This is a genomic window from Pseudomonas sp. NPDC090201, assembly GCF_044746825.1.
GTDB lineage: Bacteria > Pseudomonadota > Gammaproteobacteria > Pseudomonadales > Pseudomonadaceae > Aquipseudomonas > Aquipseudomonas putida_AD.
Map to the genome: position 1 here is coordinate 1 of NZ_JBIVCX010000004.1, position 23,481 is coordinate 23,481.

The 23,481-nt window shown below is 64.5% G+C and carries 20 protein-coding genes; 10 read left to right on the forward strand and 10 right to left on the reverse strand.

The features are described from left to right. Window positions 1-245: 245 nt before the first annotated feature. The 4 genes from ACIPOO_RS14045 to ACIPOO_RS14060 are packed head-to-tail and all read right to left on the reverse strand — an operon-like array spanning window position 246 to window position 4,443. Entirely contained in the window at window positions 246-1,364 is a 1,119-nt protein-coding gene (locus ACIPOO_RS14045) for an agmatine/peptidylarginine deiminase (protein ID WP_400607798.1), read from the reverse strand. A 15-nt stretch (window positions 1,365-1,379) separates the two neighbouring features. Beyond that, on the reverse strand, window positions 1,380-2,477 hold the full coding sequence (locus ACIPOO_RS14050) for an extracellular solute-binding protein (protein ID WP_400607801.1): 1,098 nt from the start codon (window positions 2,475-2,477) through the stop codon (window positions 1,380-1,382). 1 nt (window position 2,478) lies between these two features. Continuing rightward, on the reverse strand, window positions 2,479-3,387 hold the full coding sequence (gene aguB, locus ACIPOO_RS14055) for an N-carbamoylputrescine amidase (protein ID WP_400607803.1): 909 nt from the start codon (window positions 3,385-3,387) through the stop codon (window positions 2,479-2,481). Window positions 3,388-3,390: 3 nt separating this feature from the next. After that, on the reverse strand, window positions 3,391-4,443 hold the full coding sequence (locus ACIPOO_RS14060) for an agmatine/peptidylarginine deiminase (protein WP_400607805.1): 1,053 nt from the start codon (window positions 4,441-4,443) through the stop codon (window positions 3,391-3,393). Between the two features lie 136 nt (window positions 4,444-4,579). Between ACIPOO_RS14060 and ACIPOO_RS14065 the strand changes: the two genes are divergently transcribed. The 5 genes from ACIPOO_RS14065 (at window position 4,580) to ACIPOO_RS14085 (ending at window position 11,889) form a co-directional block, all read left to right on the forward strand. Further along, window positions 4,580-5,440 (forward strand): LysR substrate-binding domain-containing protein, encoded by an 861-nt coding sequence (locus ACIPOO_RS14065; RefSeq protein ID WP_400607808.1) that lies wholly within the window; start codon window positions 4,580-4,582, stop codon window positions 5,438-5,440. Window positions 5,441-5,545: 105 nt separating this feature from the next. Then, on the forward strand, window positions 5,546-6,667 hold the full coding sequence (locus ACIPOO_RS14070; protein ID WP_400607810.1) for an AAA family ATPase: 1,122 nt from the start codon (window positions 5,546-5,548) through the stop codon (window positions 6,665-6,667). A 5-nt stretch (window positions 6,668-6,672) separates the two neighbouring features. Then, a complete protein-coding gene (locus ACIPOO_RS14075) occupies window positions 6,673-7,110 on the forward strand; it encodes a hypothetical protein (protein WP_400607812.1) in 438 nt (145 codons plus the stop codon). Next, on the forward strand, window positions 7,110-8,939 hold the full coding sequence (locus tag ACIPOO_RS14080) for a hypothetical protein (RefSeq protein WP_400607814.1): 1,830 nt from the start codon (window positions 7,110-7,112) through the stop codon (window positions 8,937-8,939). The genes ACIPOO_RS14075 and ACIPOO_RS14080 overlap by 1 nt, the downstream gene beginning before the upstream one ends. Next, window positions 8,926-11,889, forward strand: coding sequence for a bpX6 domain-containing protein (locus ACIPOO_RS14085; RefSeq protein ID WP_400607816.1), 2,964 nt, complete (start codon window positions 8,926-8,928; stop codon window positions 11,887-11,889). Before ACIPOO_RS14080 ends, ACIPOO_RS14085 begins: the two co-directional genes overlap by 14 nt. 21 nt (window positions 11,890-11,910) lie before the next feature. Here the strand turns inward: ACIPOO_RS14085 and ACIPOO_RS14090 are convergent, their stop codons facing one another. Further along, complete coding sequence (locus ACIPOO_RS14090; protein ID WP_400607819.1) at window positions 11,911-13,305, reverse strand: VOC family protein; 1,395 nt, start codon at window positions 13,303-13,305, stop codon at window positions 11,911-11,913. Window positions 13,306-13,319: 14 nt separating this feature from the next. Further along, window positions 13,320-14,564, reverse strand: coding sequence for an aspartate aminotransferase family protein (locus ACIPOO_RS14095; protein ID WP_400607821.1), 1,245 nt, complete (start codon window positions 14,562-14,564; stop codon window positions 13,320-13,322). A gap of 234 nt (window positions 14,565-14,798) precedes the next feature. Here ACIPOO_RS14095 and ACIPOO_RS14100 point away from each other — a divergent pair, with 234 nt between their 5' ends. Both ACIPOO_RS14100 and ACIPOO_RS14105 read left to right on the forward strand, forming a co-directional pair. After that, a complete protein-coding gene (locus ACIPOO_RS14100; protein ID WP_274130361.1) occupies window positions 14,799-15,107 on the forward strand; it encodes a hypothetical protein in 309 nt (102 codons plus the stop codon). Window positions 15,108-15,269: 162 nt separating this feature from the next. Continuing rightward, window positions 15,270-17,123: an ABC transporter ATP-binding protein gene (locus tag ACIPOO_RS14105; RefSeq protein ID WP_400607823.1), complete on the forward strand. Its 1,854-nt coding sequence runs from the start codon at window positions 15,270-15,272 to the stop codon at window positions 17,121-17,123. Window positions 17,124-17,157: 34 nt separating this feature from the next. Here the strand turns inward: ACIPOO_RS14105 and ACIPOO_RS14110 are convergent, their stop codons facing one another. Next, window positions 17,158-18,273 carry an alkene reductase gene (locus ACIPOO_RS14110; RefSeq protein WP_400607825.1) on the reverse strand — a complete coding sequence of 372 codons (1,116 nt, stop codon included), beginning with the start codon at window positions 18,271-18,273 and terminating at the stop codon, window positions 17,158-17,160. Between the two features lie 108 nt (window positions 18,274-18,381). Here ACIPOO_RS14110 and ACIPOO_RS14115 point away from each other — a divergent pair, with 108 nt between their 5' ends. Together ACIPOO_RS14115 and ACIPOO_RS14120 are read left to right on the forward strand one after the other, a co-directional pair. Further along, window positions 18,382-19,293 (forward strand): LysR substrate-binding domain-containing protein, encoded by a 912-nt coding sequence (locus ACIPOO_RS14115; RefSeq protein ID WP_400607827.1) that lies wholly within the window; start codon window positions 18,382-18,384, stop codon window positions 19,291-19,293. A gap of 134 nt (window positions 19,294-19,427) precedes the next feature. Further along, complete coding sequence (locus ACIPOO_RS14120; RefSeq protein WP_400607829.1) at window positions 19,428-19,799, forward strand: VOC family protein; 372 nt, start codon at window positions 19,428-19,430, stop codon at window positions 19,797-19,799. A gap of 322 nt (window positions 19,800-20,121) precedes the next feature. Here ACIPOO_RS14120 and ACIPOO_RS14125 read toward each other — a convergent pair whose 3' ends face one another. Continuing rightward, complete coding sequence (locus ACIPOO_RS14125; protein ID WP_274130367.1) at window positions 20,122-20,505, reverse strand: tautomerase family protein; 384 nt, start codon at window positions 20,503-20,505, stop codon at window positions 20,122-20,124. Window positions 20,506-20,621: 116 nt separating this feature from the next. Between ACIPOO_RS14125 and ACIPOO_RS14130 the strand changes: the two genes are divergently transcribed. Further along, complete coding sequence (locus ACIPOO_RS14130; protein WP_400607832.1) at window positions 20,622-21,221, forward strand: TetR/AcrR family transcriptional regulator; 600 nt, start codon at window positions 20,622-20,624, stop codon at window positions 21,219-21,221. Window positions 21,222-21,224: 3 nt separating this feature from the next. Here the strand turns inward: ACIPOO_RS14130 and ACIPOO_RS14135 are convergent, their stop codons facing one another. Continuing rightward, window positions 21,225-22,043 carry an ABC transporter substrate-binding protein gene (locus tag ACIPOO_RS14135; RefSeq protein ID WP_274130369.1) on the reverse strand — a complete coding sequence of 273 codons (819 nt, stop codon included), beginning with the start codon at window positions 22,041-22,043 and terminating at the stop codon, window positions 21,225-21,227. A 208-nt stretch (window positions 22,044-22,251) separates the two neighbouring features. Next, a complete protein-coding gene (locus tag ACIPOO_RS14140; RefSeq protein ID WP_400607834.1) occupies window positions 22,252-23,409 on the reverse strand; it encodes a TIGR03364 family FAD-dependent oxidoreductase in 1,158 nt (385 codons plus the stop codon). Window positions 23,410-23,481 lie beyond the last annotated feature (72 nt).

Sequence of the window (23,481 nt, forward strand, 5' to 3'; positions counted from 1 at the left end):
GGGTGGGGACGATTTCTCCCACGGTCTGTACTGCGGCTAACAGTCAGAAGCTGGCTTTTGGTCCCACCCACCCCTTCGAGTCCTACCATACAAGCGGGCTTGCCCGCGAAGGCATCAGGCCAGGCGACCTTGTAGCGCCTGGGCTGATGCCTTCGCGGGCAAGCCACGCTCCCACAGATTCAACTGCGCGCCCCCATCGGCGAAGCGAACTGCAACGGGTCTATGCCCGTCTCGGGCATGGGCTACTAGCCCGGTTGATGACTGGTCACGCAATGTATCCCGCCGCCACCGGCGGCAATGGCGTCGATGTTGAGCTGCACCACTTCGCGATTCGGGTAGAGCCGGGTCAGCAGGTCATAGGCTTTCTTGTCCGCCGCCTTGTCGCCAAATTCGGGAGCGATCACTGCGCCGTTGATAACGAAGTAATTGATGTACCCCGCCGCAAAATCCCCATTGCCCTTGTTGAACTTGCTCTTGCGCGGATTGAGCGGCGGCGACACGGTGTGCACCTGCAGCGGACGGCCGTCGGCGTCGGTGGCGGCCTTGAGAATCTCAAGGTGCGCCAGGGTGACCTTGTGATCATAGGACTCGGGGTCTGTGTCCAGGTTGGCAAGCACCACCCCGGGACTGATGAAGCGCGCATAAAAGTCCACATGAGCATCAGTGATGTCCTTGCCCTTGATCCCCGGCAGCCAGATGATCTTGCGCAGCCCCAGCCGCTGCTTCAACTCCTTCTCGACGTCGGCCTTGCTCCAGTCAGGGTTACGGTTGCTGTTGATCCAACTGCTTTCAGTCATGATCCCGGTGCCGTGGCCATCGACCTCGATACCGCCACCCTCGCCCACCAGCTCGCTGCGCTGATAGCTGGCCTGGGCCTCACTGGCGACCCGCCGAGCGATCTTCGCATCCTTGCCGTGCTGCTGTTTGTCGCCCCAGCCGTTGAAGTTGAAATCCACCGCGCCCAGCGCGCCGTTATCGTCGACCACGAAGTTGGCGCTGATATCCCGCATCCAGATGTCATCCAGTGCGGCGGTCACGTAGGTGACGTTGGCGCTGCCGCAGTGGTCTTCTGCCAGGCTGCGCTCGCTTTCGCGGCAGAACACCGTGACCGGTTCGAAACGGGCGATGGCACGGGCAATACGTCCCAGCGCCGCCTGCACATCTTCAGTGAAGTCCTCCCAGATCGCCTCCTGCGCACCAAAGGCGATGAAGGCCCGTTCGTGTTTTTCGCCTTCGTCGGGCATGAACCAACGGCCCTGCCCCGCGGCCAGGAGCCTGGCCGGTGACAGGCCCAGCCCCATGACGGCGGCGCCCACGCTGGCAGCGACTGATACCTGTTTGATGAATTCTCGACGGGTCGGCATGAATAGCTTCCTGAATCACTTTGCAGTTGCGGTTTTGAATTGGGTCCAGGTGCGCATGCGCGCCCGCATGTCGGCCTGGGGAATGTCTTTGCCCGGGATCAGGCGTTTATAAGTGGCTTCATCAAGATAGATGTCCGGGTTGTCGCGCATGGAGGCATCGACCATCGGGCGCGCCTTGGCGTTGGAGGTCGGGTAGCCAGTGAAATTGCTGATGGCGGCCATGTTCTCCGGGCGCATCACGAAGTTGATGAAAGCGTAGGCGTAGTCCGGATGCCGGGCGTCCACGGGAATGGCCATGGTGTCCATCCACACCGTGGTGCCCTCCTTGGGGATGCGGTACTGGAAGCGCGTGGTCTTGCCGGCGCTGTCCGAGGTGCGCTGGGCCTGGGTCATGTCGCCGCTGTAGCCCAGCGACAGGCACAGGTTGCCGTTGACCAGATCGGTCACAGGCTGCGACTGGAACTTGCGAATGTAGGGCCGCAGCTTGCGCAGCAGGTCACTGGCGGCGGCGAGGTCTTCGCGCTTGCCGCTGCGTGGATCGCGGCCCAGGTAGTTGAGCACCACGGCCAGCACTTCGTCGGGGGAATCGATCATCGAGATCCCGCAATCGGCGAATTTCGCCGCCAGTTCCGGCTTGAACAACATGTCCAGGCTGTTGACCGGCGCATCGCTCATGCGCTGTTTGATCTGCTCGGCGTTGTAGGTCAGGCCGATGGTGCCCCAGGTGTAGGGCACCGTGGCCTGGCTCGAATGCTCGTAATGGTTGTGCAGCGCCTGCAAACCGGGCTCGATGTCGCCCAGCGCGGTGATCTTGCCCTGATCCAGCGGCTGCAGGCTGCCGGCGCGCATCAAGCGCTCGGCCACGGTGTCGCCGGGAAAGATCAGGTCATAACCACTGCCGCCGGCCAGCAGCTTGGCCTCCAGGGTTTCGCTGCCGTCCATCACGTCGTAGATCACCCGGATGCCGGTCTCAGTGGTGAAACGGGTGAGCGTGGCTTCGGCAAAATAGTCGGCCCAGTTGTACAGCCGCAGGATTTTCTCCTCGGCCTGAGCGGCGGGGATTGCGCAGGCCAGAGCCAGTGCGCCAAGCAAATATCGGCTAGCGATGCGCATATCAGACTCCTTGCCCGTTCCAGCGTGAATGAAGGCGACGACCGTCCTGGCTCAACAGCGCTCCGTACATCTCCGGGCGACGGTCGCGGAAGATGCCCCAGGTCAGGCGCTCCTGTTCCATGGCCCCTAGGTCCAGGCGCTGCAACGTAACGCCGCAGCTCTCGCGGTCTGCTTCGGCGAGCAGCTTGCCCTTGTGATCGCAGATGAACGAGGAGCCGTAGAAGCGCATTTGCAGGTCCGCATCGCTGGCCGCCACTTCACAGCCCACGCGATTGGACGCCATCACCGGCAGCAGATTGGCCGCAGCGTGGCCGCGCATGGTCATCTGCCAATGGTCGCGGGAATCCAGGGTGGCGCAGCCGGGCTCGGAGCCGATGGCGGTGGGAAACAGCAGCACTTCGGCGCCCATCAACGCCAGGCAGCGCGCCGTTTCGGGGAACCACTGATCCCAGCAGATGCCCAGGCCAAGGCGCGCGAAGGCGGTGTCCCAGACCCGGAAACCGGTATCGCCGGGGCTGAAATATTCCTTCTCTTGATAGCCGATGGCATTGGGAATATGGGTCTTGCGATACACACCCAGCAGGCGGCCGTCGGCGTCGGCCACGCTCAGTGAGTTGAAGTAGGCATTGCCAGCCTTCTCGAACCAGCTCAAGGGCAGCACCACGCCCAGCTCCCGGGCAAGGTCGGCGAAACGCTTGAGGATGGCGCTGTTGCCGTACTCCTGAGCCAGCGCCAGGTGCCGGTGGTCTTGCTCGATGCAGAAATACGGCGTGGCGAACAGCTCCTGCAGCAGAATCACCTGGGCGCCCTGAGCGGCGGCTTCACGCACCAGGTGTTCGGCGCGGTCGAGGTTCTTCGGCAGATCCCAGGTGCACGGCATTTGCGTGGTGGCGACGTTGATCACGGTCATGGCTCAGGGCTCCACCGGCCAGGCAGGCTGCTGCTGGGTGATGCAATGCACCCCGCCGCCGCCGTGGGCCAGATGGTTGATGCGCACCGGCACCACTTCGCGACCGGGGAAGGCGTAGGCCAGGGTCTGCGCCGCGACCTGGTCTGCCTCGATCCCGTAAGCCGGCATGATGATCGCACCGTTACAGATGTAGAAATTGGTGTACGACGCGCAGAACACGTCGGCCTCCGGGTCCACCGCCTCGCTGGCTTCGAACAGTTCGATCAGCTCGAAGCGGCGGCCTCGGGCATCAGTGGCCAGCTCCAGCGCCCGGCGATTTTCCCGCGCCACCTTGGCGTACACCGAGTTCTGGTCGCGGGTGGCATCGACCAGCAGCACACCGGGGCGGGCAAAGGCGCAGACGCCATCGACGTGGCCGTCAGTCATGTCGCCGGTGACGTAATCCGGATCGCCCGGCAGCCAGATGGTCTTGGTCACGCCGAGCAGGCGGCTGAACACTTCCTCAAAGTCGGCCTTGGTCACGCCGGGGTTGCGATTGGGGTTGAGCAGCACCGATTCGGTGGTGATCAGCGTGCCCTCGCCGTCCACATGAATCGCCCCGCCCTCATTGGCCAGCGGCGTGCCAAAGCACTGTCCGCCCAGCAGGTTGAGCACGCGGCGCGCCAAGCCTTCGTCCAGGTCGTGGACCGATTTGCCGCCCCAGGCGTTGAAACGCCAGCTCACCCCGGCCAGCCCCTGTTCAGGGTGGCAGACGAAACTGGGGCCGGAGTCGCGGCACCAACTGTCGTTGACCGCCAGCGGGATCAGCTCGATGTTCGGTCCGCACAGGCGTTCGGCGCTGGCAACGGCGCTCGGGTCGACCACCATCTTGACCGGCTCGAAGCGGGCGATGGCGTTGGCCACTCCGGCGAAATCTTCCTGCACCTGTGGCAGGGTCACGCGCCAACCCGACTCCCACAGCGCCTGATTGTGCGGCCACACCATCCAGGTCGCTGCGTGGTTCACCCATTCGGCGGGCATGCGCCAGCCGCTGCTGTTTTTGTTGTTCTGCTGCATGGAAAAAGCCCTTAGAGTTAAGCCATTGTGTTCAATGGCAACAGCCGTGCTGGCGTTGGATTCCATGCTACGTGCGGCAAAACAGGCGGACAAACGATGGATTTTGCCGAAAACTGATTAGGGGAGCTTATCGATCATGCTTAAACACTGGCCACCACTCAGCTCGCTTCGAGGCTTTGAAGCGGCCGCCCGACTGGGCAGTTTTCACAAGGCGGCCGACGAGCTGAACCTCACTCAATCCGCAATCAGCCAGCAGATTCGCAGCCTTGAGGCGTATCTCGAACAGCCGCTGTTCTACCGCAGCGGGCGCAGCGTCAACCTGACCGACGCCGGCCACGACCTGCTCAGCACCACCCAGGCCATGCTGCAACAGCTTGCGGTGGGTATCCGCCGTCTGGGCCAGTATCAGAAGCCCAACCAGTTGGTGCTCAACACCACCCCGGCCTTCGCCCGACACTGGCTGTTGCCTCGCCTTGGGGAGTTCCGGCGTGAGCATCCGCGGATCGACCTGTGGCTGTTCACTACCGATGAAGTGCCGGACATGGCGACCCAGACCATCGATATCGCCGTGCGCGACGACATCAGCTCTCAGGCCGAATGCAGCTTCAAGGTGCTGTACGCCGACCGGCTGTATCCGGCGTGCCACCCAGACCTGTTCTCAGTGGCGCCGGCACTGCGCACCACGCTGCACGGCGAGCGGGAGATGGACTGGAATCACTGGGCGGTGGAGGCCGGCGTCGATGTCGGGCAGCAGGATCAGGGGCTGAATTTTTCCGATCCGGGCCTGTTGCTGGACGCCGCCTGCAGCGGGCTGGGCATCGCACTGGTCAGCCAGTTGCTCGGCCAGGATGCCCGCGCCAAGGGGCTGTTGCAGCCGCTGGTGGAGGGCACCATTCGCGGACCGAACTGGGCCATGCTGACCCATCGCGACAGCGAGAACGATCCCATGGCGCGCAGCTTCAGCCACTGGCTGCAGGCGCAGTTGAGCCGCGATTGACCGCGCGCAAGGCTCAAGATTGGGCCTTGCGTGCCGATGAATTTGCCAGTTCGCCCTCGCCTTCAGGCAAGATAGCCCCCTTCAAGAATCAGGGAAGATGCCCCCATGTCCGCTTCGCTCGACCTCGCAGCCACCCAGATCCGCCATGCCGTCCGCGCCGCCACCGAGGGCCTGGTTGGCCGTGAACAACTGGCCGAGTTGATCGTGCTGGCGGCCGTCGCCCAGGAGCACATCCTGGTGGTCGGCCCGCCCGGCACCGCCAAGAGCGCCGTGGTGCGCCGGGTTGCGCAGTCCATGGGCGGGCGTTATTTCGAGTACCTGCTGGGGCGCTTCACCGAGCCTTCGGAGCTGTTCGGCACGGTGGATCTGAAAAAACTGCGCGAAGGCACCGTGGAAACCGACATCAGCGGCATGCTGCCCGAAGCCGACATCGTGTTTCTGGACGAGGTTTTCCTGGGTTCCACCGCCATCCTCAACACCCTGCTGGGCGTTCTCAACGAACGGCGTTTCCGCCGCGGCCACACCCAGGTGCAGTGCCCGTTGCGGGTCTGTGTCGGCGCGGCGAACGGCCTGCCCGACGACGAGTCGCTGGCGGCCTTCGGTGACCGCTTCCTGCTGCACCTGTTCGTCGATGCCGTGCCCGACAACCAGCTCGAAGCGATGCTCGCCGGCGGCTGGCAGTCGGAGCAGCGTCCGGTGCCACAGTTGCTCGGCCTGACCCAACTGGACACCCTGGGCCAGGCGCTCAAGGACGTCGATCTGGCCCAGGTCCGCCCGGCGCTGGCCCAGGCCATTCGCCGGTTGCGCGAGGCCGGCATTCAGCTGTCGGACCGGCGCATCGTCAAGTCTCAGCGCCTGATCGCCGCCGCAGCGCTGTTGCGCGGGCAGCGCCTGGCCACCGAAGCCGACCTCTGGCCGCTGCTCTACGTGCTGCCGACCCGGGAGATCCAGCAGCACGGCCGTGAGGTGTTGCAGGACCTGTTCGCCCAATGCAGCAACAGCCACCTGTTCAGCGCCGTGGAGGAAGCGACGCTGCAACCCATGGCGCGCCTGCATCGTCTGCTTCAAACCGCCGAGGATTACCTGAGCCGCAGCGAACCGCCGGCCAGCCCGTTGCTCGAAGCGCTGCTGCGGGAGATCGATGCCAATTTCAACAGCCAGACCATCCCTGCGCGCCTGCACGAGGCCCGAGGTCGCGTGGCCCACCTGCTGACGGCCCAGGCATGACGAACATGGCCAGCGCCCCTGCCATCGACTGGAACTGGCGGGCGCGGCGCGAGCCCGGCCAACCCCAGGCGGCGGTGGCCTGGGGCGAAGCCTGCGCACGCCTGCACGCAAGGCTGCTGCGCATGCCCGAGGAACAGACCGCGCGCCTGCAAGCCACCGCCAACCACGATGTGCTGATCGTCACCGCAGATGCCGTTGACCTGCCGTGGGTCGAGGGCGTCGAGTACGCCTGCGCCGAGCCCGCCGCGCCCGGCCTGTGGCTGCCCACCAGTTGGGAACCCGATGTGCCACTGGATCTGATTGGCCAGGCGCTGCTCGACCGATTCGCCCGCGCGCCGCTTCTGCTGTGGCATGCACCCGCCGTGGTGCTGCCGCTGGACCGATGCCTGCCTGTCACGGCCCGGCATCTGCAACGCATTCATGACGGGTGGGCAGGTCGCTGATGCAATTACCGCAATCCCTGCACCCCTGGCGCGAATGGCTGCAATGGTTCACCCCCGGACAACTGCCCCTGCTGGCGGACCTCTTCGCCCGCCTCAATCCGCTGCTCGGCCCGTTGCGCGGCATGCACCAGGGCGGCGTGCCCGAACCCGACGGCCTGGGCGACCTGCAGCGTCGTGGCCCCTATGAGCGCCTCCTGACCAGCGAGTGGTTGCTGGCCGAGGAATTGCCCGATGAATTCCTGCGTCGGGCGGCGGTGGGCGAGCATCTGTTTCTGGCGCCGCAATACCGCACCCATCAGGCCAATCGGATGATCGTCGTGCTGTTCGATGCAGGCCCCCTGCAACTGGGCGGACCGAGGCTGGTGCACCTGGCATTGCTGATCCTGCTTGCCCGCCGTGCCCGCGAAGCCGGTGCAGAATTGCGCTGGGGCGTCCTGCAGAACAGGCCGCACCTGCATGAGTTCAAGGACGCGGCGCACCTCAAGCAATTGCTCGACGCCCGCACCTACCACACCGTCAGCGATGAACACTGGCACGCCTGGCGCGACTGGCTCGCGGAACAGGCGTACGACAGCGGCGAACGCTGGCTCGTCGGCCAGCGCCTGCCCGCCACCGATGCCAGCACCTGTACCCACCGGGTGCACATCCAGCGCAGCCTCGACGGCCATAGCCTGACCTTCGCGGTGCAAGGCGGCACGGCGCGGGAAGTCGCCCTGCCCAACCCCGAGCCGCGCATGGCGCTACAACTGATCAAAGGCGAGTTCGACATCGCCCGGCAGATCGCCCGCACAGCGATCAAGGCGCACATTCCTCGGGTCGCGTTGACGCTGGCACCGATCATTGCCAACAACGGCAGCCATGTCGCCCTGAAAATGCTCGACGAGCCGGGTCTGGTGGTCATCAAGCTGCCGGCACCACGGCAGAAAAAACCCCTCGACGTGCGCCAGACTCACTGGAGCGCACGGGGCACGCCGCTGGCCATTACCTTCCCGGGGCGCATGCCCGGGGCGATCCTGAGCATGGATGAACAACTGGTGTTCTGGAACATGGCCGGGGTCAAGCACGTTCCAAGGCCAGGCCGCGAGCAACTGCAGGCGCCTGTGGGCACCGCTGCGCTGCTGCCGGTGATCTGGTTGCACAACGGCACCTATGGCCGAGTGTTCCTGCTCGACAACCAGGGCCATCTGGCGTTCTGGGTGATCGACAACGGCAAGCTGCCCACCCCGCACCAGCCCGGTATCACCCACTCCATGGCCGATAAGGTGGTGGGCATGGCCCAGGTCGACCGCAGCATGCTGGCCTATCTGCGCCTGGATGCCGGCAGGCTCTACGTGCACCGGATCAATCCCTGGCTCACCCAGAGCCAGGGCCATGTGGTCGGTACGGCCAGACAGGTCGATCAGGTACTGTTCCCGGCCAGTTCTCGCTGGGAGCAGGCCTTTGCCGGCTGCGCCTGGATGCGCCAGGTCGAGGATCAGCAACAGTGGCAACTGGTGTCGCCGGACGGGCAGACCGAACAGCTTGACCTCGCCCCCGGCTGGAAAGGCCTGGGGCTGCTGATCGACGACGAAGGGGTGTTTTCCATGGTCCTGACCGGCCCCATCCAGCGCACTGTCTCGCTGTACCAGCGCGGCGAGCAACACGTGCTGTTCACCACCAACGACACCATCGTACGCATCAGCTTCTGCCCGATGAGCGGGCTCATTGCCGCGCTGACCAAGGCCAGGGAACTGGTGGTGTATTCGGTGCGCACTGACCACCGGGTGTTGCAGATCATGTGCAATCAGACACAAGCGGATGCGGAGGACAACGCCCATGTCCGGACCTGACGCAGTCACCATTCGCCGTCCGGCGCTGACCGGCTACCAGCAGATCGAAGCACTGTGGTTTCCCGCCGAGCGCTTCAGCGAGCAGGAACGGGCTCGCCTGATCCTCGCCCACTGGCAGACCGGCGCCCGGGCCTTTCGCTTTGCCGAGGGCGACCTGCTGCGCTTTCCCAAGGCCAGTTCGAGGCTGTGCGAGGGCCTTGCCGGCTGGCCGCTGATCCGCCAGGGCCGCACGCTCTGCTCGGCACGGCTGAGGGATGAAGAAATCCAGCGCCTGGCCCACGCCGATATCTGGCTGGTGCGCGGCACCCAGGTCAACGCCCTGCACCTGCGCGATGCCACGACCCTGACACCGGGCCAGTGGATCGACGTCAGCCAGTACGCCCTGCTCGACACCTATGACTGCCGCGACGTGCTCCCCGAAGCCGAAACCGAGCCACTGGCCGTGCAGACCGACATCCGCGAAATCCTCGGCGATGCCCTCGCCCCGGTCAGCCCCGAGCGGGAGGCGGTGATGCGAGCGCTGCTCGAGCGCCAGCGCACGGCGACGGCAAACAGCAAACCTGCTGCCAAACCCACGCCCAATCCGGTGAATGCTCCGCAAAACGCCGGCCTGATCAAAGACAGCATGGCCGGTTACGTCGCCGTGGCCGTGGGTTTCGGGCTCTACGGGCTGCACACTTACAACAATTCCCAAGTGAGCCCGGCGGGTTCTGCGGCCAGGGCGGTCAAGCCTGCGCGTGCGGCAGACCCATCGACATTCGATCTGGGCAGCGCGGTGTTCTGGACAATCGCAGGGTCGCTGCTCCTGACCCTGGCGCTGATTGCGGTGCGCGCCTGGATGCGCCGCGGCGAGGCAGGCACCGCCGCCGTCAAAGCGACCGCCAAAGGCAACGCTGCACCCGCCGCCCGGCCTGTACAAGCGGGCATTACGGCGAGGGCATCGGGCAAGCCGCGTGGTCCGGCCAGGTGGCGGCGCTGGCTGACGCGCCTGACCCGGAACTCGCGGCTGTCGGCGCTGTACGGCAAGCGTCAGGCGGCGTATATGCAGCGCATGCTGGAGATGTTCGAGAATGGCGATTTGCAAGAAGCACTGCGCCACGCCATCCCGCTGGGCAGCGGCGATCCTGATGGCGGCCAGGCATTCGGCACGCCCACCCGGCGCAACGACCTGACCCTTTCGCAGCAGTCGGGGCCACGTTCGAACATGCTGTTCGAAGCCGATCTGGAAGACCATCTGAAGAAGATCTACCGGGCCTCTTTCGAGCGGCTGGACCGCGAGGGGCGCATCGAAGAAGCGGTGTTCGTCCTGGCCGAACTGCTCAGGGCCCGACAGGAAGCACTCGACTACCTGGAAAAACACCAGCGTCAGCAGCAGGCCGCCGAACTGGCGCTGGCCTGGGACATGCCGTCCTCGACCATCGTGCGCCTGCTGTGCCTGGCCGGGGACTGGCAACGGGCATTGCAGGTGACGCGGCGGGACAATGCGTTCTGCGACGCAGTGATCCTGCTCGAGAAGAAGTGGCCTGACGCCGCTGCACGCCTGCGCCTGGAATGGGCGCTGGCGCTGATCGACAAAGGCCTGTGGCTGCAGGCGGTGGACGTGATCTGGAGCCTTGCGGCCGAACGCGAGCGCGCCGCGCAATGGCTGCTCGCCGCCGAATCCGCTGGCGGCAGCCTGGCCATTAGCGCGCTGGTCAAGCGGGCCATCCTGCTTCCCGACACCCTCACCCGCTACGAAGCCTTCGTCGACAAGCTGCGCAACGACCCCGAGCGCATCACCGATCGCGCCACCCTGGCCCAGGCGCTGCTGGCCCACAAGACCCACAGCCCGGCGCTGGCCTGGCTCGCCGCCGCGACCGTGCGGGCCATGCTCTGCGATCAGGCCGGGCCGCAGGCGTATCTCAGCCAGAACCAGCTGCAAGCGCTGGTGAAGATGAGCAAGGACAAACTGCTGCAGGCCGACCTGCCCGGCAACGCCCTGCCGCGCAACAGACTCGCCAGCCAGGGCCTCGAACGGGCAAGCCAGCCATTGAACTTCACCGCGCCGGAGCCGGGCAACCGCAGCATCTCTGACGCGGTGCCGCTGCCCGACGGACGCTTCCTGCTGGCGCTGGGCGAGGCTGGCGCACTGGTGGTCGACGCCAGAGGCAAGACGCTCTTTCACTTCCCGGTGCCGACCCAGGTCATCGTCCAGGGCCAGAGCCGTCAGGTTGCACTGGCGCTGGCCCGGCGCGGCGATGTCTGGCGCATCTGCAAACTGGACCTGGTCAATCGCAGCGCCAGCGACATGGGGGTGCTGATGCTCGACGCCTTCGCCAGAACCTTCGACGGCACCGCCTGGACGGTGGGCCGAGGCGAACAGTTGCGCGTGGTGGACGTGGACCGCAAGTTCGAAACCCTCTGGCACGTCAGCGACCTGCCGGGGAAAGTGGCCTACATCCGCGATGACGAGCGCAACGAGTCAGCCTTGCTGCACACCGGGCAAGAGAGCCTGATCTGGCACTACCGCCTGCCCGACCGCCGCCTGCTCAGCCGAGAGCCTACGCCTGCCAGGCATCAGGCCCACAGCGCCCAGGTGTTCAATGCCGCTGGCCGCACCACTGAATACTGGATCAAGTACGCCGCCGACAGCGACCCGGTGCTGATGGTCCACGAAAATGGCGCGAGCAAGGGCTATCGCTTGCCCGGCCTGCTTGAAGAGTCGGTCGACCCGCTGCACGTCTACCCGTTCGAGCAGTGGCTGGTGGTCTGCTACGGGGTCGGCGAGGATGACGCCCGCTGGCACTTCATTCACCGCAGCAGTGACCGCCTGTGCGCAGTTCTGCACTGGCCGCTGCACCATGCGCAACTGCGCTGCGTGGGCAATGAATGGGTGCTGTTCGACCATCAGGGCCGGCTGTGCCATATCGACACAGCCAGCGCCATCGCCCAGGGCCTGTCGGTGCAATGAAGCACCGACAATGGCCTTGAGTCAGACCGCTGCAGCGTGGCCGGGCACGCCCAGCGCCTTGAGGGCGTTGTCCAGCGAGGCCTGCTGGGTGCGCGCGTAGATCTGCAGCTCATCCAGGGTTTCACGCCCCAGCGCCTGCTCGAAAGCGTCACGGTTGGACACCTGCGCGTACTGAGCCTGGGCGTTGTCACCCAGATTGGACTGGAAGATCCCGGCGGCACTGACCGGCAAAAAGTCCTCGTACACCAGCGGCTCACAGGCCAGACGCCCGCTGGCCAGCAGCGCATCCACATCGGCAGACGCCTCGTCCCCGGCGCCCGTAGGCTCGACGGCACGGTAGCGGAAGAACGCCAGTCGCTCGCGACGCAGGGTGTCGTAATCGTCGGGGAACGCCTTGAAGACGTCGGCCAGCAATTCGCTGTAGCGCAGCGCGTTGGCTTCTGAAGGGAAGCCCCCCAGCGCCTCCCGCGCCTGGCCCAGCAAGGAGTCGTACAGTGCCCTGCCCTCGGGCGTCAGCGCCACACCGCGCTGTTCAATCTCGCCAAAGCGCGCCGAGTGACTGCCCTGCTCCACGCCCTGAGCACCGACGAAATCGATGGCTTCGTTGAGCGCCTTGAAGCTGGTCTGGCGCAGCAGGATCGGGCACTGGCGTCGTGGCGGACCTTCGATCACGGCCTTGGGCGTGATGCCACGGGACGGCATGTCGGCCTGAACCTTGTCGATGTCCAGGGTGCGCGGCGTCAGGTGGTTGATGTGCGGGCCCTTGAACGCCACCACGTCGGCGATCAGGCGGTGGGCACCATCCAGACGCTGATAATCGGCCAGGCTCACCGTGGCCTGCCCGTGCCAGCGGAAGGTTTCCAGCGCCTGGGTCACGAACTCGCTGGCAGCCGCCTCGCTCAGGCCACCTTCGCCCTCGGCCTGTTCGATCAACTCGATGACCCGCGGGGTGAAGATCTGTCGCGCCGCCAGGGTGCGCTCGGCGAAGGCGCGAAGCTGCGTGTCTTCGATCAGCTCCAGGCGCAGCAGCGAGGTGAATACGCGAAACGGGCTGGCGCGCAACGCCGCCTCCTCCACCGCACGAAAAGCGGTGGAGTGCACGGGCACGCCCGCTGGCGTCAGGTCGTAATAGCCCACCGGCAACATGCCCATGACCGCGAACAGCCGGCCCAGGGTCGCCAGTTCTTCTGCGGTGCCGACGCGGATCGCGCCGTGTCGCTCAAGGTCCAGGCGCTCGATTTCTCCGGTGTGGGTCAAGGCCTGGGCCAGCGAAGGCTGTGCCTGGAGCGTGCGGGCGTTGGTGTCGGCGACCAGTTGCATCAGGTCCCCGTAAAGAGGCACCTCCTGCTGGTACATGGCGCTCATGGCCCGGGAAAAATCGGCGCGAATGCGATCAGGGGAAACGAAATTGCTCATTGGACGGTCTCCGCTCAGGCCAGTTGAGCCAGGCATTGTTCCAGGATATTCAGGCCTTCTTCCAGAATGGCCGGTTCGGTGGTCAACGGCGGCAGCAGGCGGATGATATGCCGCGCCTTGCCGCTGGGCATCAGCAACAGCCCGGCTTCACGGGCGCTGGCCAGAATCGCCGAAAGGTGCTGCGGCGCCGGGCTGCCGTCAGGGTTGACCAGCTCCAGCCCGCGCATCGCGCCCACGCCGCTCAGGCGCCCGACACAGGGGAAGCGTTCTTTCCAGCGAGCATGATAGCGGGCGATCGCCTGCCCTTGCTCCTCGCCCCAGCGCGAGAGGTTTTCATCGGTCATCTGCGCAAGCGTTGCCAGCCCTGCAGCGCAGGCCAGCGGGTTGCCGGAATAGGTGCCGCCCAGCCCGCCCTTGGGCAAGGTGTCCAGCAGCTCCCGGCGACCGACCACCGCACCCAGCGGCACGCCGCCGGCCATGCTCTTGCCGAGCAACAGCAGGTCGGGCTCGATCCCCAGACGGGTGAAACCGAAGCGCTCGCCGGTGCGACCAAACCCGGACTGCACCTCGTCGATGACCAGCACGATGCCGTGGCGATCACAGAACCCGCGCAGGGATTTGGCAAACCCGGCATCCAGGGCAAGGAAACCACCTTCACCCTGCACCGACTCGACGAAGATCGCACCGATTTCCTCGACATCGATCTCCACGCTGATCAGCCGCTCCAGCGCCTTGAGCCCTTGCTCGGCGGTGACGCCAGTGTCGACGCTTGGATATGGCAGGTGAAACACCGGCCCCGGCAGGCTGCCGACCTTCTGTTTGTACGGCGCGACCTTGCCGTTGAGGTTCAGGGTCGCCAGGGTGCGGCCATGAAAGCCACCGTCAAAGGCCACGACAGCGCCGCGGCCGGTGGCGGCGCGAATGATCTTCAGGGCGTTTTCCGCCGCTTCCGCGCCGCTGTTGGTGAGCATGCCGGACACCGGGTAGCTGACCGGAATGAACCCCGCCAGGGCGCGCATGTACGCGCCGTATTGATCGTGGGGCACGGCATTGAACGCGGCGTGGACCATGCGCCCGGCCTGCTCGCGAATCGCCTCGACCACAGCGGTGTTGCAGTGGCCCAGGTTGAGCACGCCGATACCGGCAATGAAGTCGATGTAGCGCTTGCCGTGGGTATCCCAGACCTGCGCGTTGCGGCCATGGGTCAGTTCCACGGGGTGGACGATGTTGATCGATTGGCTGATGCAGTCCTGATTCATGGCCTGTCGCAGTTCCTGGTGAAAGTGCGTCCATTCAAGCGAGGGCTGCCGGGCAAGACAAACGATAAATAGTCGCGGGCTCATTCCATTCATTCATGAAGTGCTGCAACCGTTCATCGCAGATTCGGCATTTTTTCAAACCTTTCCGCTGCGCCGGCCAGTCACAAGGATATTGCGATCGGCGAAGACGCCATCGCCCTGCTCCGTTTTTTCCAACGATGAGGCGTCATTCCAATGAACAAGAAACTGACCTGCTTGATGGCCATGACTGGCCTGACCTGTGTACTGGCAATGCCGGTAATGGCTGAAACCACGCCAGGCAGCACCTCCAGCGGCATGAGCAACTCGGCATCGACGTCGAGCGGCAAATCCACCTCGACGGATAAATCATCCAGCCCCGAAGGCACCAACGGCCAGGCCACCAAGGGCACTGCCCTCCCAGGCTCCGGTGGCGAAGCCGGTAGCGGCGGCAATTCGGGCTTCGGCAGCAAGACCTCAGGCGGTGAAGGCTCGCAAGACAGCAGCCGCACCAAAGGGCAATAGTGCCGCATCCACGCTGGCTGATCTGGTCAGCGTACAGGGCGCAAACTGCCTGCCGTACCACAGGCCTGCCACTGGCAGACAGCACGCGCCCTTGCCATTGATCCCCTCAAGCCACCCGATAGATGGCAGAATCCCCATGACTTGATGGTTATGGAGACCCGTATGTTTCGTGTGTTTGAGCGTTGGCTCGACCCTTTCCCGCCTGACGAGGTGCCACCGCCCCCCGTCGGCCTGGCTCGTTTCCTCTGGGCCTGCACCCGTGGCGCCCGGGGTTATATCCTCGCACTGGCACTGCTCAGCGCCGGGGTGTCGATCTACGAAGCCTGGCTGTTTTCATTCCTCGGACAGGTCGTTGACCTGCTTTCGGCGTGGCAGAACGGCGGCGATTCAGGCGGCCAGGAAAGCCGCGTATTGTGGGGCATCGGCCTGGTCCTGCTGACCAGCGTCTTGCTGGTTGCACTGCGCACCATGGTTCAGCACCAGGTGCTGGCGATCAACCTGCCGCTGCGCCTGCGCTGGGATTTCCACCGGCTGATGCTGCGCCAGAGCCTGTCGTTCTTTTCCGACGAATTCTCCGGCCGGGTGACCACCAAGGTCATGCAGACTGCCCTCGCGGTGCGCGAAGTGCTGTTCACCGTGATCGAAATCGCACCCGGTATCGGCGTGTATTTCATTGCGATCATCGCGCTGGCGGGCGGCTTTGCCCTGAAACTGATGCTGCCGTTCCTGGCCTGGATCGCCCTGTTTGGCGTGGCCATGTGGTACTTCGTGCCGCGTCTGGGGCAGGTTGGACAGGAGCAGGCCAATGCACGCTCTTCGATGACCGGGCGCGTGTCGGATGCCTACACCAACATCACTACGGTAAAACTGTTCTCCCACTCCAAGCGCGAGGCGCATTTCGCCCGGGCCGCGATGGAAGATTTCAAACAGACCGGCTTTCGCCAGATGCGTCTGGTCAGCCAGTTCGAGATCGTCAATCAGGCACTGGTGGTCGCGCTGATCATGGGCGCCGGCGGCTACGCGCTGTGGCTGTGGCATCAGGGCGAAGTCGGTACCGGTGCGGTCGCGGCGATCACCGCCATGGCGCTGCGCATCAACGGCATGTCGCACTGGATCATGTGGCAGATGACCTCGCTGTTCGAGAACATCGGCACCGTCCAGGACGGCATGGCGACCCTGACCCGTGGGCCTAAAGTGCAGGATGCCGCAGACGCCACCGAACTCAAGACCACAGGCGGCGCGGTGACCTTCGACAAGGTCAGCTTCAACTACAACGGCGAACGCCAGGTGCTCAACGATCTGAGCCTGAGCATCCAGCCAGGGGAGAAAATCGGTCTGGTGGGCCGCTCCGGCGCGGGCAAGTCCACACTCATCAACCTGCTGCTGCGTTTCTACGACGTCAACAGCGGGCAGATCCGCATCGACGGCCAGGACATCGCCCACGTAACCCAGGACAGCCTGCGCGGCGCCATCGGCATGGTCACCCAGGACACTTCGCTGCTGCACCGCTCGATCCGCGACAACATCGCCTATGGACGGCCCGACGCCACCGATGCGCAGATTCGCAGCGCCGCCGCAAATGCCCAGGCCGATGGTTTCATCGCGCAACTGACCGACAAGCAAGGAAACAGCGGCTATGACACTCTCGTCGGCGAGCGCGGCATCAAGCTCTCCGGCGGCCAGCGTCAACGCGTCGCCATCGCCCGGGTGATGCTCAAGAACGCGCCGATCCTGCTGCTGGACGAAGCCACCAGCGCGCTGGATTCGGAAGTGGAATTGGCGATTCAGGAAAGTCTGGATGAGATGATGCAGGGCAAGACGGTGATCGCCATCGCCCACCGCTTGTCGACCATTGCGGCGATGGATCGACTGATCGTCATGGATGACGGGCGGATCATCGAACAGGGCACCCACGCCCAGTTGCTGGAGAAGAACGGCGTGTATGCGCGGCTCTGGCAGCACCAGAGCGGCGGGTTTCTGGGGGAGGATCAAGGGGTGGCCGAAGCGGTGGAATAGCAGCGCACCGCAGTACGCTGCCAGGATGTGCGCCTCAGGCCTGGGCGGTGGCGGCGGCGGCGGGATAGTCGCTGTAGCCCTGGGCGTTGCCGCCGAACAAGGTGGCAGGGTCCAGGGACGCCAGCGGCAGATCGCGTTCAAGGCGCAGCGGCAGGTCAGGGTTACCGACGAATGCCCTGCCGAATGCCACCAGGTCCGCATAGCCCTTGGCAATCACCCACTCGGCGCGGGCGCGGTCATAGTTGCCGGCAACGATGATCGGACGGGCGAAGCGTTCACGCAGCGCCTGGCGGAACGACTCGGTGAACACTGGTGCATCGTCCCAGTCGGCTTCGACCAGGTGCAGGTAGCCGATGCCCTTTTCCTGCAGATACTGCGCGGCTTCAAGAATGGTCGGCAGGATGTCCGGGCAGTCCATCCCACGGGCGGTCAGGAACGGCGCCAGGCGAATCGCGGTGCGCTCGGCTCCGATTTCATCGCTGATCGCATCGATCACTTCCCGCAGAAAGCGCAGGCGATTGCTGCGCGAACCACCGTATTCGTCGGTGCGGGTGTTGGAGGTGGTGCGCAGGAACTGGTCGATCAGGTAACCGTTGGCGCCGTGCACTTCCACACCGTCGAAGCCCGCGTCGATGGCGCGGCGGGCGGCCTGACGGAAGTCATCGACGATCTGCGCGATCTCGCTGCGGCTCAGTTCCCGGGGCGTCGGGCAATCGACCATGGCGCCGAGTCCTGTGACCGGGTCGACTTTCCAGATCTGGCCTTCAAACGGCACCGCCGACGGCGCCACCGGCAGCTCGCCCTGATGGAAATCGGGGTGGGACATACGCCCCACATGCCACAGTTGCAGGAAAATCCGCCCGCCTTCGGCGTGTACCGCCTGGGTCACGCCACGCCAGCCTTCGACCTGGGCATCGCTGTAGATACCGGGGGTGAATGAGTAGCCCTTGCCTTGAGGCGAGATCTGGCTCGCTTCGGTGACGATCAATGCCGCCGAAGCGCGCTGGGCGTAGTACTGCGCGTTCAGCGCGTTGGGCACATCGCCGGGCTGGCTGCTGCGAGCGCGGGTCATGGGCGCCATCACGACGCGGTGAGCGGCGTTCAGGCCGGCGAACTGGATGGGGGTGAATAACGAAGCAGGCGTTGTCATAGTGAGTTTCCTGAGCGAATGAGAGGTGATGGGCTCAGTCTGCAATCAGGTACGGGTTTTGATAATTGGGCTAGTCTTTGATGGATTTTCAAAAATAGCGGAATAATCATGGACAACCTGGAAGCCATACGCCTGTTCGTCGAGGCTGCGCAATTGGGCGGACTTTCGGCCGCCGGCCGCAAGCTGGGGCTGTCGCCGGCCGCGGCCAGTGCCCGGCTGCTCAAGCTGGAGGCTTCGCTGTCTACCCGCCTGTTCGAACGCACCACGCGGCAACTGAGGCTGACCGATGAGGGGCGGCTGTACCTGCAACATTGCCGTCAGGCCTTGCAGGCGCTGGACGATGCGCGGGCTGCATTGTCGGCGGAGAAGAAGGAAATTCGCGGCAAGATCCGTCTCTCGGCCACATCGGACTTCGGGCGGCACGTGCTCAATCCATGGCTCGATGAGTTCACGGCGCGCTATCCCGGGGTAGTGCCCGCCCTACTGCTGTCAGATTCGCTGTCACACCTGATCGCCGACGATGTCGATCTGCTGATCCGTTTCGGTGTGCCGCCGGACAGCTCGCTGATTGCCCGGCAACTGGCCGACAACCACCGCGTGCTGTGCGCCGCACCGGGTTATCTGCAACGCAGGGGCACGCCTGTGCATCCTCGGCAACTGGCTGATTTCGAGCACATCGTGTCGGGACAATCGGGATGGGCCAGCGAGTGGCGGCTGCAAAGTGAAGATGAAATGATCGTTTTCAAGGTGCCGCTGGAAGCCGCCCGCGAGACTAATGACGGCGCGCTGGCGCGGCAGTGGGCAATTGACGGCCACGGCATCGCGCTCAAATCGATCTGGGACATACGCGCCGATCTGGCAGCAGGCCGCCTGGTTCGGGTCATGCCGGAGTGGCAAACTGCCGAAGCGCCGGTGTATGCGCTGTATCCCCGCAGTCGCTACCTGGCGCCACGGGTGCGGGCGCTGCTGGATTTCTTGCGTGAGCGGTTTGAGCAGGCGGGTGGGTCGAACAGCATTTAAACTGATCGGTCTGATTGGGTTAACAGCGGGATTTTTCCAGATAATTTGATAATCCATCAACCGTCAGGTCAATTATCAAATGCCCGGCGGATTTGCAGAATGGCGCAACTTCATTCATCAACCTGGGCACGCACATGCATCTGGATCACGCCAACATCGTCACCCCGGAGCTCGACAGGACTGTCGGGTTTTTCACGCAGGTACTGGGCTTGACCCTCGGACCGCGGCCAGGCTTTGGCGTGCCGGGCGCCTGGCTCTATCATCAGGACCGCCCGCTGATACACCTCACCCAGGCCACCGGCGGCCTGCCCGCTGCGCGCGTGACCCCGCGCATCGACCACATCGCCCTGCGCATCGATGACCTGAACCAGTGGGACGCTATCATCAGCCGCCTGCGCAGCCACGGCATTGCCTACCAGATCAGCGAAAGCGACGAGCTCAGTGATCGCCAGCTCTGGGTCAGCCTCGCCCCCGGGCTGACCATCGAGCTGATCGTCGCCCAGTGAAACCCCGCGCGCAAACGCCATACGCTGTAGGAGCGCGCTTGCCCGTGACCGCGGTGTGTCATTCAACATCACGGTGTCTGACCCGGCGCCGTCGCGGGCAAGCGCGCTCCTACGGGAATGCACCCAAAACCCGTAGCAGCACGGCTTGCCGGCGGGGGCGGCCTCAAGATCGACCCGCGGGCAAGCCCGGCTGCTACGGCCTTTCGAACACGCCACAAACCTGTAGGAGCGCGCTTGCCCGCGACGGCGGTGTGTCATCCAACATCGCGGTGTCTGACCCGGCGCGGTCGCGGGCAAGCGCGCTCCTACGGGATGCATCGAGTCAGGTCGCGTATTGCGCCACGCCGTTGCCGAATGACCAGTTCTCCTTGCGCACTTCCACCAGGCTGATGAACACGTCTTCCAGCCTCACCCCGGCAACTTCCTTCAGACGATGGGCAATGGCGTGGTACAGGGCTTTCTTCTGATCCACGGTGCGCCCCTCGTTGAGGGTGATCTGGATGAACACCTGTCCATCGGAACGCTGGATCCCCAGGTACTGCGGGTCATACACCAGGCGGTCGCGCTCGTGTTCGGTCAGCACCTGAAAGTTGTCATGGTCCGGAACGTTGATGGTCTCCTTCATGCAGTTGTAGACGACCTGCCCGATCTTCTGCAGGTGAGCCGGGTCGTTCTGTTTGATGATGTCGATTCGTACCAGTGGCATGGGCAACTCCTTGGGAAAGGGATCAGACGAGACAGGCAATACCTGTTGAGAAATTAAGATAATCGACATAATCTATTTCAGCAAGCGCTCAGAAATATCAAATGCGGGAGTACATCGTGGGACGTTCTTCAAAGGAAAAAGCGCAGGAGAATCGCGCCAGCATCGTCGAGACCGCCTGCCGGATGTTTCGGGAATCAGGGGTGGAGAACGTTTCCGTGGCGCAGATCATGGCGGCCAACGACATGACCGTCGGCGGCTTCTACAAGCATTTCGAGTCCAAAGATGCGTTGGTGGCCGAAGCCTTCGCCCTGGCCTTCGATCAGTCCAGAGGGGGCTGGCAGCAGGTTCGCCAGCGCGCCGACAGCCAGTTGGAACACCCAGGCACAGCGATGGTGCGCCAGTACCTGCACAACCGCTCATCCCCCCTGCACTGCCCGATGCTGATGTTCGCAGGCTCCGTGGCCACAGGGGAAGTGGACCAGGCCTGTGCCGACGCCTACGTTTCAGGCACGAAAACCCTGTTCGACAGCTTTCTCGATGCCATGGCCCCGGCAAGCACCGACAACCCGCCAGCGATCCCGGACCAGAACAAGGCCATGGTGCTGTTCGCCGCCATGCTGGGCGCGCGATTGCTGGCACAAAGCGTCGGCGATGAGCCCTGGATCAGGGCAATGGAAGACGCCGTCAACCAGGCCGCCCTTGCTGAACACGGATAGCACTCAGGGTTTCACCGCCTGGCGCTGTTGCGAACTCCAGAGTTCCAGATTCGCCTTCAACAGCGCCTGTGGGACAGGGCCGGAGACGATTTCCTGCATCTGCGCGGCAACCCGCTCGCGCAGCGCCGTAGTCATGCAGGTCGAACTGCGCGACAGCGCCAGATAGAGCCCTTCGCTGCTCACCGGCGGCTCAAGGGCCTGCACCACGTCCTCGATGCCCAGCGTGCGGGCCAGCGCCATGCCGGGGTAGTACTCGAAGATCACGTAGTCATTGCGCTTGAGGATCAGCTTCTGGAAAGCCTGAGTGGCGGTGGGTACGGCTTCGAGGGACAGATTGGCCCGGGCAAAATCGTCGAAGCCCTGGCCGTTGCTGTTGTTGACCAGGGTGCCGCCGCTGTGCCCGATCAGGTCGTTCCAGCCCCGGTAGACCAGCGTTTCGTCGCGCCGCACCCAGACCCGGCTGGAGGTCACCAGAAACGGCGGATCGATGAAATCCACCACCTGCTGGCGCGCCTGGGTGAGGAAATACCCGGCCAGCATGTCGATGCGCCCTGCCCGCACCTCTTCCTGCGCTCGCGACCAGGGGCCGGCATACACCACGTCGATGTCGAGCCCCAGCCGGGTGCCCAACTGCTTGAGCAACTCGGCGTTGGCACCGATCAACCGTTGCGGATTCTGCGGATCGCGCCACAGGTACGGGGGATATTCAGCGTTGCCGGTGGCCGTCAGGTGATTGCAGCCCTCGGCTCCGAGCGCGACGCCGGGGGGCAGGCAGACCGTGATCAGGAGCGACATGAACCAGCCCGAGTGACGCTTGAACATACGCAACCTCTGACGTCCTTGGTCATCGACCCGATGCAGGTGGTACGTCGTTGATTGGCAGCCCTTGCTTGAAGGGATGGCCAACCCGGGAGGCATCTTGCGCGTACCGTCGAAAATGCGCCTCGCACGATCCCGCAGCTTAGTTCACGGATGCTCCCGGTGCTGGTAATAAATCCTCACGGTGCACTCAACCGCACTCAGCCACACCCTACCCCGACACCGCGTCCGGCCAGCGCCCCTCCCCCAGCAACGCCGCCACCGTGCGCTCGCCCAGCCCCAGGCCGACACTCATGCCAAGCCCGGTGTGCATCAGCACCGCGGTCACGGCATCACCGACCTGCAAGACACTGAACGGCCCCGGCCCACGGCTGCCATACACCCCTTGCCAGCGCTCCAGCACCTGGAGTCGCCCACCCAGGGTATGTTCGGCCAGGTCGATCATCAGACGGTCTACGGCTTCGTCGTTGAACGGCTCGGCGTCGTTGCCGTAGTGATGGGAGTCGCCAATGATCAGTTCGCCGTAGGGCGTGGGGCTTGCCAGCAAATGGATGCCATGGGCTTCCAGTTCAGGGGTGTCGCGCCGAATCTGCGCGCGAATCGCCTCGGCCTCCGGCAGGTCGGAGAACGCGCCGTAATGGACACAGCTCAAGCCCGTGAGTACCGAATGCTGCAGGTCCAGAGGTTGCTCCAGGCGAGCGCGTAGCATCTGCAAGCGGCACACCGAAGGCTTCAACGTCGCTATCTGCTCGGCCAGCAGCGTCTGGTAATCGTGCCCGGAGCAGACCACCACATGCCGTGCCTTGAAGCGGCCAGCCGTGGTCAACGCAGCGCCTGCTTCGACCTCCCTGACCAGGGTCGAAAAGTGGAACTCGACCCCCAGCCCACGCAGGTAATCGACGATCTGCGGCAAGGCCTCGCGAGAAAACAGCTGCTGGTCATCCAGGCCGTGCAGGGCGGCGCGATGGTGCACGAAGCGGCCATCGTACAAGTCCTGCAAGGCAGCGCCGCGCAGCAGTTCGACGCGATAGCCCTGTTCGCGGGCGCGACCTCTGCAAAACGCCTCAAGCATCGCCTCTTCGGCCTCGCTGCGTGCAAAGATCAGCGAGCCCTGTTTTTTCAAGGCCAGACCGGCAGCGTCGGCCAGTTCGCCCCACAACCCGTGGGATTGGCGCGCCAGGTCAAGCATCGGCCCCGGCGCCTGGCCGGTGACCAACGCCTGGCCGAAGTTACGGATCGAAGCGCCCAAGGGCCGTTCGCTGCGCTCGAAGACCCGCACCTTCAGACCACGGCGAACACCCGCCCAGGCATGGGCAAGCCCCAGAATGCCCGCGCCGACGATCAGCAAGTCACAGTCGTGCTGACTCATTGAGAAACTCCTGAACTGAAAGAGAACCGCCACAGCGGCGGGATAGATCAGGGCGTCACCCGGGTCAGGGGT

Excerpts from the sequence above, each read along its gene's own strand:
- ACIPOO_RS14095 (WP_400607821.1), bottom strand. The coding sequence starts at position 14,564 with ATGAATCAGGACTGCATCAGCCAATCGATCAACATCGTCCACCCCGTG.
- ACIPOO_RS14115 (WP_400607827.1), top strand. The coding sequence starts at position 18,382 with ATGGACAACCTGGAAGCCATACGCCTGTTCGTCGAGGCTGCGCAATTG.
- ACIPOO_RS14140 (WP_400607834.1), bottom strand. The coding sequence starts at position 23,409 with ATGAGTCAGCACGACTGTGACTTGCTGATCGTCGGCGCGGGCATTCTG.
- ACIPOO_RS14105 (WP_400607823.1), top strand. The coding sequence starts at position 15,270 with ATGTTTCGTGTGTTTGAGCGTTGGCTCGACCCTTTCCCGCCTGACGAG.
- ACIPOO_RS14100 (WP_274130361.1), top strand. The coding sequence starts at position 14,799 with ATGAACAAGAAACTGACCTGCTTGATGGCCATGACTGGCCTGACCTGT.
- ACIPOO_RS14075 (WP_400607812.1), top strand. The coding sequence starts at position 6,673 with ATGGCCAGCGCCCCTGCCATCGACTGGAACTGGCGGGCGCGGCGCGAG.
- ACIPOO_RS14080 (WP_400607814.1), top strand. The coding sequence starts at position 7,110 with ATGCAATTACCGCAATCCCTGCACCCCTGGCGCGAATGGCTGCAATGG.
- ACIPOO_RS14085 (WP_400607816.1), top strand. The coding sequence starts at position 8,926 with ATGTCCGGACCTGACGCAGTCACCATTCGCCGTCCGGCGCTGACCGGC.
- ACIPOO_RS14045 (WP_400607798.1), bottom strand. The coding sequence starts at position 1,364 with ATGCCGACCCGTCGAGAATTCATCAAACAGGTATCAGTCGCTGCCAGC.
- ACIPOO_RS14135 (WP_274130369.1), bottom strand. The coding sequence starts at position 22,043 with ATGTTCAAGCGTCACTCGGGCTGGTTCATGTCGCTCCTGATCACGGTC.
- ACIPOO_RS14110 (WP_400607825.1), bottom strand. The coding sequence starts at position 18,273 with ATGACAACGCCTGCTTCGTTATTCACCCCCATCCAGTTCGCCGGCCTG.
- ACIPOO_RS14090 (WP_400607819.1), bottom strand. The coding sequence starts at position 13,305 with ATGAGCAATTTCGTTTCCCCTGATCGCATTCGCGCCGATTTTTCCCGG.
- ACIPOO_RS14060 (WP_400607805.1), bottom strand. The coding sequence starts at position 4,443 with ATGCAGCAGAACAACAAAAACAGCAGCGGCTGGCGCATGCCCGCCGAA.
- ACIPOO_RS14120 (WP_400607829.1), top strand. The coding sequence starts at position 19,428 with ATGCATCTGGATCACGCCAACATCGTCACCCCGGAGCTCGACAGGACT.
- ACIPOO_RS14125 (WP_274130367.1), bottom strand. The coding sequence starts at position 20,505 with ATGCCACTGGTACGAATCGACATCATCAAACAGAACGACCCGGCTCAC.
- ACIPOO_RS14050 (WP_400607801.1), bottom strand. The coding sequence starts at position 2,477 with ATGCGCATCGCTAGCCGATATTTGCTTGGCGCACTGGCTCTGGCCTGC.
- ACIPOO_RS14070 (WP_400607810.1), top strand. The coding sequence starts at position 5,546 with ATGTCCGCTTCGCTCGACCTCGCAGCCACCCAGATCCGCCATGCCGTC.
- ACIPOO_RS14065 (WP_400607808.1), top strand. The coding sequence starts at position 4,580 with ATGCTTAAACACTGGCCACCACTCAGCTCGCTTCGAGGCTTTGAAGCG.
- aguB (WP_400607803.1), bottom strand. The coding sequence starts at position 3,387 with ATGACCGTGATCAACGTCGCCACCACGCAAATGCCGTGCACCTGGGAT.